At 70.2% G+C, this 7,651-nt stretch carries 8 protein-coding genes; 5 read left to right on the plus strand and 3 right to left on the minus strand.

Annotated features, from left to right (window positions below; translation table 11 throughout):
- Positions 1-134: 134 nt before the first annotated feature.
- Genes BN948_RS06595 through BN948_RS06605 form a run of 3 tightly spaced genes read left to right on the plus strand, consistent with a single transcriptional unit; the run spans position 135 to position 2,019 of the window.
- Positions 135-884, plus strand: a complete 750-nt coding sequence (locus BN948_RS06595; RefSeq protein ID WP_009519311.1) for an SDR family oxidoreductase — start codon at positions 135-137, stop codon at positions 882-884.
- Positions 884-1,363, plus strand: a complete 480-nt coding sequence (locus BN948_RS06600) for a MaoC family dehydratase (RefSeq protein WP_009519312.1) — start codon at positions 884-886, stop codon at positions 1,361-1,363. The genes BN948_RS06595 and BN948_RS06600 overlap by 1 nt, the downstream gene beginning before the upstream one ends.
- 35 nt (positions 1,364-1,398) lie before the next feature.
- The gene (locus BN948_RS06605; RefSeq protein WP_009519313.1) at positions 1,399-2,019 is read left to right on the plus strand and encodes a MarC family protein; all 621 of its coding nucleotides are present in this window, start codon (positions 1,399-1,401) and stop codon (positions 2,017-2,019) included.
- Here the strand turns inward: BN948_RS06605 and BN948_RS06610 are convergent.
- Positions 2,016-3,026 carry an AraC family transcriptional regulator gene (locus tag BN948_RS06610; protein ID WP_009519314.1) on the minus strand — a complete coding sequence of 337 codons (1,011 nt, stop codon included), beginning with the start codon at positions 3,024-3,026 and terminating at the stop codon, positions 2,016-2,018. The genes BN948_RS06605 and BN948_RS06610 overlap by 4 nt on opposite strands.
- A gap of 89 nt (positions 3,027-3,115) precedes the next feature.
- Between BN948_RS06610 and BN948_RS06615 the strand changes: the two genes are divergently transcribed.
- Positions 3,116-4,363 carry an MFS transporter gene (locus tag BN948_RS06615; protein WP_009519315.1) on the plus strand — a complete coding sequence of 416 codons (1,248 nt, stop codon included), beginning with the start codon at positions 3,116-3,118 and terminating at the stop codon, positions 4,361-4,363.
- Positions 4,364-4,377: 14 nt separating this feature from the next.
- Positions 4,378-5,454, plus strand: coding sequence for an NADP-dependent oxidoreductase (locus BN948_RS06620; protein WP_009519316.1), 1,077 nt, complete (start codon positions 4,378-4,380; stop codon positions 5,452-5,454).
- A 23-nt stretch (positions 5,455-5,477) separates the two neighbouring features.
- Here BN948_RS06620 and BN948_RS06625 read toward each other — a convergent pair whose 3' ends face one another.
- Positions 5,478-6,491 carry a TRAP transporter substrate-binding protein gene (locus BN948_RS06625; RefSeq protein WP_009519317.1) on the minus strand — a complete coding sequence of 338 codons (1,014 nt, stop codon included), beginning with the start codon at positions 6,489-6,491 and terminating at the stop codon, positions 5,478-5,480.
- A 22-nt stretch (positions 6,492-6,513) separates the two neighbouring features.
- Positions 6,514-7,602: a Rieske 2Fe-2S domain-containing protein gene (locus tag BN948_RS06630; protein ID WP_009519318.1), complete on the minus strand. Its 1,089-nt coding sequence runs from the start codon at positions 7,600-7,602 to the stop codon at positions 6,514-6,516.
- Positions 7,603-7,651: the final 49 nt, after the last annotated feature.

A 7,651-nucleotide genomic window follows, 5' to 3' on the forward strand; every position in this document is an offset into this window, starting at 1 on the left:
GCAGGCGCTCTTGTACGCCATGCGAATGACTGTTGCAGGAGATCAGGTATGAGCCACGCCGGGCCGCCCCAAGTGGCGAAGGCCCCCTCGGGGGGCAGTGCAGATCACGCAGTGACAAACGTGGGGGTTCACAGATGAGCGACAAGGTATTGCTGGTCACGGGCGGCTCGCGCGGCATCGGGGCAGCCACTTGCCGGCTCGCCGCGAAGGCGGGCTGGGCGGTGGCGGTGAACTACAGCGCGAACTCGCTGGCCGCCGACGAGGTGGTGCGCGCCATCCGTGCCGACGGCGGGCGCGCCATGGCCGTGCAGGCCGACGTGGTGGACGAGGCGCAGGTGCTGCGCATGTTCGAGCAAGTCGACGCCAAGTTCGGCCGCCTCACCGGCCTGGTGAACAACGCGGGGGTGGTGGACCGCCGGGCGCGGCTCGACGAGATGGACGTGGCGCGCTGGCGGCGCATGTTCGACATCAACGTGATCGGCAGCCTGCTGTGCGCGCGCGAGGCTGTGCGCCGCATGAGCCCGAAGCACGGCGGCGCGGGCGGCGCGATCGTCAATCTCTCCAGCGCGGCCGCGCGCCTGGGCTCGCCCGGCGAGTACGTGGACTACGCCGCGTCCAAGGGCGCCATCGACAGCTTCACCGTGGGCCTGGCCAAGGAGCTGGCGGCGGAGAACATCCGCGTGAATGCGGTTCGCCCGGGCCTCATCGACACGGACATCCACGCCAGCGGCGGGCGCCCCGACCGCCTGCGCGAACTCGCGCCCCAGATTCCCATGCAGCGCGGCGGCCAGGCCGACGAGGTGGCCAGCCTGATCGTGTGGCTGCTGTCCGACGCCGCGAGCTACACCACCATGAGCCTGATCGACGTTTCGGGAGCGCGCTGATGTCCGTGCAGAAAAAGGAACCCCGCCTGTACTGGGAAGACCTGTCGGTTGGCGAGACGCGCGACCTGGGCAGCCTGTCACCTACGGCCGAAGAGATCGTCGCCTTTGCCAGCCAGTGGGACCCGCAGCCCTTTCACCTGGACCCGGAGGCCGCGAAGGACTCGGTCTTCGGCGCCCTGTGCGCCAGCGGCTGGCACACCTGCGCCATGGCCATGCGGCTCATGGTCACCAACTTCCTGCACGACACATCGAGCCTGGGCTCGCCGGGGCTGGAGAGCCTGAAGTGGCTCAAGCCCGTGTTCCCGGGCGACACGCTCACGCTCACGCACACCATCACCGAGAAGCGCGTGATGGGCAAGCGCCCCGACGTGGGCCTGGTGCGCACCATCTGGGAGATGGTGAACCAGCACGGCGAGCCCGTGCTGCGCATGGAGGGATACGGCATGTTCCGTCTGAAGAACCCTGCCCAAACGCCCTGAAGCCAGCCACAATGCGGCGCCCATCCGCCGCCGCCATGGATTTCAAACCCCTCATCACCCTGCTGGCCATCGTCAACCCGCTGGCCATCGTTCCCTTCTTCATCCACTACACGCAGGGCTTCAGCCGCCAGCAGCGCCGGCGCACGGTGATGATCTCGGCCTTCAGCGCTTTCGCGGTGATCGCCACCTGCGCGCTGGTGGGCCTGCAGATCCTCGAGTTCTTCTCGATCTCGCTGGCAAGCTTTCAGGTGGGCGGCGGCATGCTGCTGCTGACCTCGGCGCTGGCCATGCTGAACGCGCGCCCGGCGGAAGCCAAGACCACCGACCAGGACCTGAGCGAGGACTCGCCGCGCACCAGCGTCGCGGTGGTGCCGCTCACCATCCCGCTGCTCACCGGCCCGGCCACCATGTCCACCGTGGTGATTTACGCCGACCAGGCCAAAACCTTTTTCCAGCACGCCGCATTGGTGGGCTACGGCGTGGTCATCGCGCTGGCCACGGCGGTGTGCTTCGCGCTGGCCGAGCCCATCGCGCGGGGTCTGGGGCAGACCGGCATCAACGTGATGACGCGGCTGATGGGGCTGATCCTGGCGGCCCTGTCGGTGGAGGTGATGGCCGCGGGCCTGACGAAGCTGTTTCCGGCGCTGGCGGGCTAGGCCGTGGTGGCCCGGCGCGGGTGGCGCACGGCGGCGGGCGGCAGACCCACGACGCGCTTGAAGGCCCGGCTGAACGAGGCCTCGGAGTCGTAGCCCAGGCGCGTGGCCGCCACCGCCACCCGCATGCCCTCGCGCTCGATCCAGCGCCGCGCCTGAAACATGCGCACGCGGGCCACGTACTTCGCGGGGCTTTCGCCCACGGTGCGCGTGAAGGCCTCGGCGAAGCTCGAGCGCGACGCGCCCATCAGCCCCGCGAGCGCCGGCACCGACCAGTCTCGCTCGGGCGCGGCGTGAATGGCCGCGATCACCTTGCCGATGCGCGGGCACTGCATGGCCGCGATCCAGCCGCTGGCGTCGCTGCAGGCGCACTCCACCCAGGCGCGGATGATGCTCGCGGCCAGCACGTCGGCCAGGCGCGCGAGCATGCCGCAAGCGCCGATGCGCTCCAGCGCCACTTCGCGCTCCATGGCCTCGAGCAGCGCGGGCACCGACGGGTCGCGCAAGGCCAGTTCGTTGGCGCGCATCACGTCCGGCATCATGGCCAGCAGCGGGTGCAGCGGGTCGAGGTTGAAGCGCATGGTGCCGCAGAACATCACGTCGCCCGTCGGGCCCAGTGGCTCGCCACCCGCCGCCGGCGCCTCGCCGACGAGGTAAATGTTGTCCGCCACCGGGGTGCGCGTGAGCGAATCGATGTCCACCGCCGGCTCCTGCGGCGAACTCGCCAGCACATGAAAGACACCGCGCGGCAGCAGCACCGCATCGCCAGCGTGCAAGGCGAGCCACTCGCTGCCCGGCGTGCGCAGCCAGGCCGTGCCGCGGGCCACGAAGTGAAAGCGCGCCTCGGGCGTCGCGGGGAAGGCCACGGCCCAGGGTGGGCGCATCACGCAGCGGCCGTACTCCACGCCGTCGAGGCGCAGCCCGAGCAGGATCTGGCTCAGCAGGTCCGAGGGCCTGCTCGGCAGCGGTTCACGCGGCAAGGGCGCAAGCCCGGAGGAATGGTCATGCATTTCGGCTGATTCGACATTGAAACGCCGAGATGCTAGCCCTAGGCTGTCGACCTTCGCCATCCGGCGCCCGTTTCAACCCCTGCCCTCCCATGACTACTTCCTGCAGCGCCTGCCTCGACGCCGAACCGGCCGCCCGCGCCCTCACCCCAGAACCCGAACCCGATCCAGCCCCCAGCGCCGTCACGGACAAGGCCCATTGGGCCGCCATCGGCTCGCTCTCGATGGGCGTCTTCGGCCTGGTGACGGCCGAGTTCCTGCCCGCCAGCCTGCTCACGCCCATGGCCGCCGACCTGGGCATCAGCCACGGCGCGGCCGGCCAGACCGTCACGGCCACGGCCGTGGTCGGCGCCATCGCCGCGCCCGCCCTGCCCCTGCTGACGCGCCGCATCGACCGGCGCTGGGTCATGCTGGGCCTGAGCGCCATGCTGGTGGTCTCCAATCTGATGGCCGCGCTGGCCAGCTCGCTGCCCGCCTTGCTGCTGGCGCGCGTGCTGCTGGGCGTGGCGCTGGGGGGCTTCTGGTCGCTGGCGGGCGCCCTGGCGCTGCGCCTGGTGCCGCCCGATCGGTTCGCGCGCGCCATGTCCCTGATCCTCACCGGCGTGTCGGTGGCCACCGTGTGCGCCGCGCCGGTCGGCGCCTGGATGGGTGAGCTCTGGGGCTGGCGCAGCGCCTTCATCGTGGCCGGTGTGGTGAGCCTGCTCACGCTGCTGGTGCAGGCGCTCACCCTGCCCGCGCTGCCGCCGCGCGACCACGCCGACCTGCGCCGCCTGGGCCGCCTGCTGGCCCGCGCCGACGTGCGCGTGGCCCTGCTGGCGGTGGTGCTCATGATCTCGGGCCATTTCGCCGGCTTCACTTACATCCGCCCGCTCATGGAGAACGTCACCCACCTGTCGGTGCAGGCGATCTCGATGGTGCTGCTGGGCTACGGCATCGGCGGCTTCTTCGGCAACCTCGTAGGCGGTTACCTGGCCGAGCGCAGCGAGCGCCGCGCCATCGTGGCCGGCGGCTCGCTGATCGTGCTGCTGGCCGGGGGCCTGCTGCTGGCGGGCAGTTCACCGCTGGTGACGGCCGTGGCCGTCACGCTCTGGGGCTTCGCCTTCGGTGCCTTCCCCGTGGGCTTCCAGACCTGGATCGTGCGCACCGCGCCCGACCAGACCGAGGCCGCGGGCGGCCTGCTGATGGCCGCCTTCCAGATCGCCATCGCCAGCGGCGCCATCGGCGGCGGCATGCTGGTCGATCACGTGGGCGCGCTCGGCGGCCCGCTGTTCGCCCTCGCCACCATCACCCTGGGCACGCTGCTGACGCTGCGCCACGGCCCGCGCGCGCACCGCGCCTGACAGGACACGACGCCATGAACCCGACCCCTTCAGACGCCCAGGTCGCCGCGCTGAACCGGCGCATCGTGCTCGCCGCCCGGCCCGAAGGCGCGCCGCGCCTGTCCGACTTTCGCGTCGAGACCGGGCCCGTTCCCGAACCCGCGCACGGCGAGGTGCTGTTGCAAACCCTGGCGCTCTCGCTCGACCCTTACATGCGCAACCTGATGGACCCGGTGGGTCCGGGCTACGCGCCGCCGGTGGCGCTGGGCGAGACCATGGTGGGCGGCACGGTCAGCCGCGTGGTGGCCTCGCGCCACCCCGACCTGCGGCCCGGCGGCCTGGTTCTGGCCAACGCGGGCTGGCAGGACTTCACGCTGTCGGACGGCAGCGACTTGTTGCCACTCGACAGCGGATCGGCGCCCGCCTTGCCACCTTCACTGTCGCTCGGCGCACTGGGCATGCCGGGTTTCACCGCCCACGTGGGCCTGCTCGACCTTGCCCAGCCGCGCCCCGGCGAGACCGTGGTGGTGGCCGCGGCCACGGGTGCCGTGGGCGCCAACGTGGGTCAGTTGGCGCGCCTGCATGGCGCGCGCGCCGTGGGCGTCGCGGGAGGTGCCGACAAATGCCGGCACGCGGTGCAGGTCCTGGGCTTCGACGCCTGCATCGACCGCCACGCGCCCGACTTCGCGCAACGGCTGGCGCAGGCCTGCGCACAAGGCATCGACGTGTACTTCGAAAACGTGGGCGGGGCCGTGCTCGACGCCGTGCTGCCCCTGCTCAACCCCGGCGCGCGGGTGCCGGTGTGCGGCTTCATCGCCCACTACAACGGCCCCATGGAAGGCGCGAGTGCGACGGACCAACGGCCCGCGCTGCTGGCCACCGTGCTGCAAAAGCGCGTTCGCCTGCAGGGCTTCATCGTGCTCGACCACTACGGCGAGCGCTTCGAGCACCTGCGGCGCTTTCGCGAGCGCATGCACCGCTGGATCGAGGAAGGCCGGGTGCACGCGCAGGAGCACGTGGTGGACGGGCTGCTGCAGGCGCCGCAGGGGCTGATCGACCTGCTGGCGGGGCGCCACCTGGGCAAGACGGTGGTGCGCGTGGCCGAGGCCTGAGCCCCGCCCCGCGCGCCAAGCAATTACTTCAGCTTCTGCGTCTCCGCCCGGAACTCCGCCAGCACCGCGCGCGCGTTCTTCAAGCCACGCCCCTCGGCCGCCGCCACCCACTTGTCCTCCAGCTGCGCCTGCTTGGCCTTCACCTCGTTCACGAAGGCCTCGTTGGCCATCTGGCGCTGCACCCCGGTGGTCTTCTGGATGTCGCGCGAGGCGGCGTCGGTGCGGTCCCAGCCGGCGGCGAAGAGGCGCGCGGCGTACTCGCCCGAGACCTTGTCGATGGCCGCGCGTTCCTCGGGCTTCAAGCTGTCGTACTTCGCCTTGTTCATCATGAAGACGAAGCTGGTGTTGTAGAGCCCGCCCGGAAAGGTGGTGGCGTACTTCACCATGCCCAGGCGCATGGACTGCAGCGACTCGTCGGGGAAGAAGGTGCCGTCCATCACGCCGGTGGACAGGAGTTCGAAGGAGTCGGTGGCGGGCTTGAGCGTGGTGTTCCACCCCATGAGCTTGGACAGCTCGTTGATGTTGCCGCCACCGATGCGGAACTTGAGTTTGGCCGCATCGGCGGCGCTGGCCACCGGCTGCTTCACCGTGAAGATGATGCCGGGACCGTGGGTGAAAACGGCCAGCGTCTTCACGCCGCGGTGCTCGCCCAGCGGGGCGAAGTACTTGTCGTAAATGCGCTGGTAGGCCACGCTGGTGGCGGTGGAGCTGTCGCCGAGGAAGGGGAACTCGGCCACCTGCGTGAAGATGAAGCGCCCGGGCGTGTAGCCGTCCACCGTGTACGACACATCGGCCAGGCCGTCGCGCACCGCGTCGAAGGTGCCGGGCGGCGCGGACACGGCCTTGGGCAGCAGGTTGCACTTGAGGCTGCCCTTGCTTTCTTTCTCCACCGCTTCGCACCACTGGTTCTGCGCCATGGTGGCGCCGTGCGCCGGGGGCAGCCAGGTGGAGACGTTGAGCACGGTCTGGGCGCCGGCGGTGCCGCTGGCGGCAAACAGCGCGAGCAGCGCGACGGGCTTGAGGATGTTGTGGGTCATGGGCTTGTCTCCGTGGTGCGTATCAGGCCATCGTGGCCGGCTGGGTGGGGGAAAGGGTCTGCGCCTGCTGCTCCGCGCGCACGCGCGCCTCGAGCAGGCGGCGGAACTGGATCAGCGCCGCGTCCATGGCCAGCGGCATCATGGGCAACGTGGGGTTGTGCTGAATGTTGCGGTGCTGCGCGGTGATCATGTCGCGGTCTTCATTGAAGGCGCCGATCAGGCTGTCGTAGATGCTTTGCGTGACGGTGCCGTCGCCTTCGCCCGTGGGGTGCGACTGCTGGAAGAAGTAGTGCGTGGTGGTGGCCGTCTCGGGCGTGAGCGTCTGGCAGGAGTGCAGGCGCACCGAGGGGCCTGGCGCGTCGGGTGCGCTGCCCGTGGGGCGTCCACCCGAGTGCATGAGCAGCGTGCCGGGCAGCAGGAATTCGTAGACGAACCAGCGGTCCAGGTTCGTGTCGAAGCGGCGGAAGCGCTGGTAGAACGGCGGCGGCGGCACGTCGTTCACGTGGCGCGAGACCTTGATGCCGAGTTGCGGCCAGTCGGCGTTCGGGCCGGGCACGGGCTCGATGGCGGGGCGCGCCTGCGCGATGCGCGTGGAGCCGCCGAGCGACTTCTCGTGCACGTAGCTCAGGTGCGAGAAGTCCAGCAGGTTGTCGCAGATCAGCAGGTAGGGCGTGTCGTAGTGCAGGTAGCCGGGCTTGTTCTGCCAGTCCGGCGAATCGCAGCTGAAGTTGTCGGGCAGCAGAGCGTCGTCGGCCAGCGCGGGGTCGCCCATCCAGACGAAGACCCACTTGTTCTTTTCCACCAGCGGGTAGCGCTTCACCTTGGCCTTGGCGGGAATGATCTCGATGCCCGGGGCCTCGACGCACTGGCCGCGGTGATCGAACTTGAGGCCGTGGTAGCCGCAGCGCACGCAATCGCCCTCTCTGCGCCCCACCGACAGCGGCGCGTGCCGGTGACAGCAACGGTCTTCCAGCGCGATGAGTTCGCCGATCTGCGTGCGGTAGACCAGCACCGGCTCGCCGAGCACGGTGCGCGTGAACAGGGTGGGCGAATCGGCCGGCGGGATCTCGTGGTCCCAGGCGATGACGTACCAACAGTTGCGCAGCCACATGGGGTGTCTCCTCCTCGCGGGGGTGGAGAGGGCATGCTAGGTGGCGGGT

This window comes from Hydrogenophaga intermedia (assembly GCF_000723405.1).
In the GTDB taxonomy this organism is placed as follows: Bacteria; Pseudomonadota; Gammaproteobacteria; order Burkholderiales; family Burkholderiaceae_C; genus Hydrogenophaga; species Hydrogenophaga intermedia.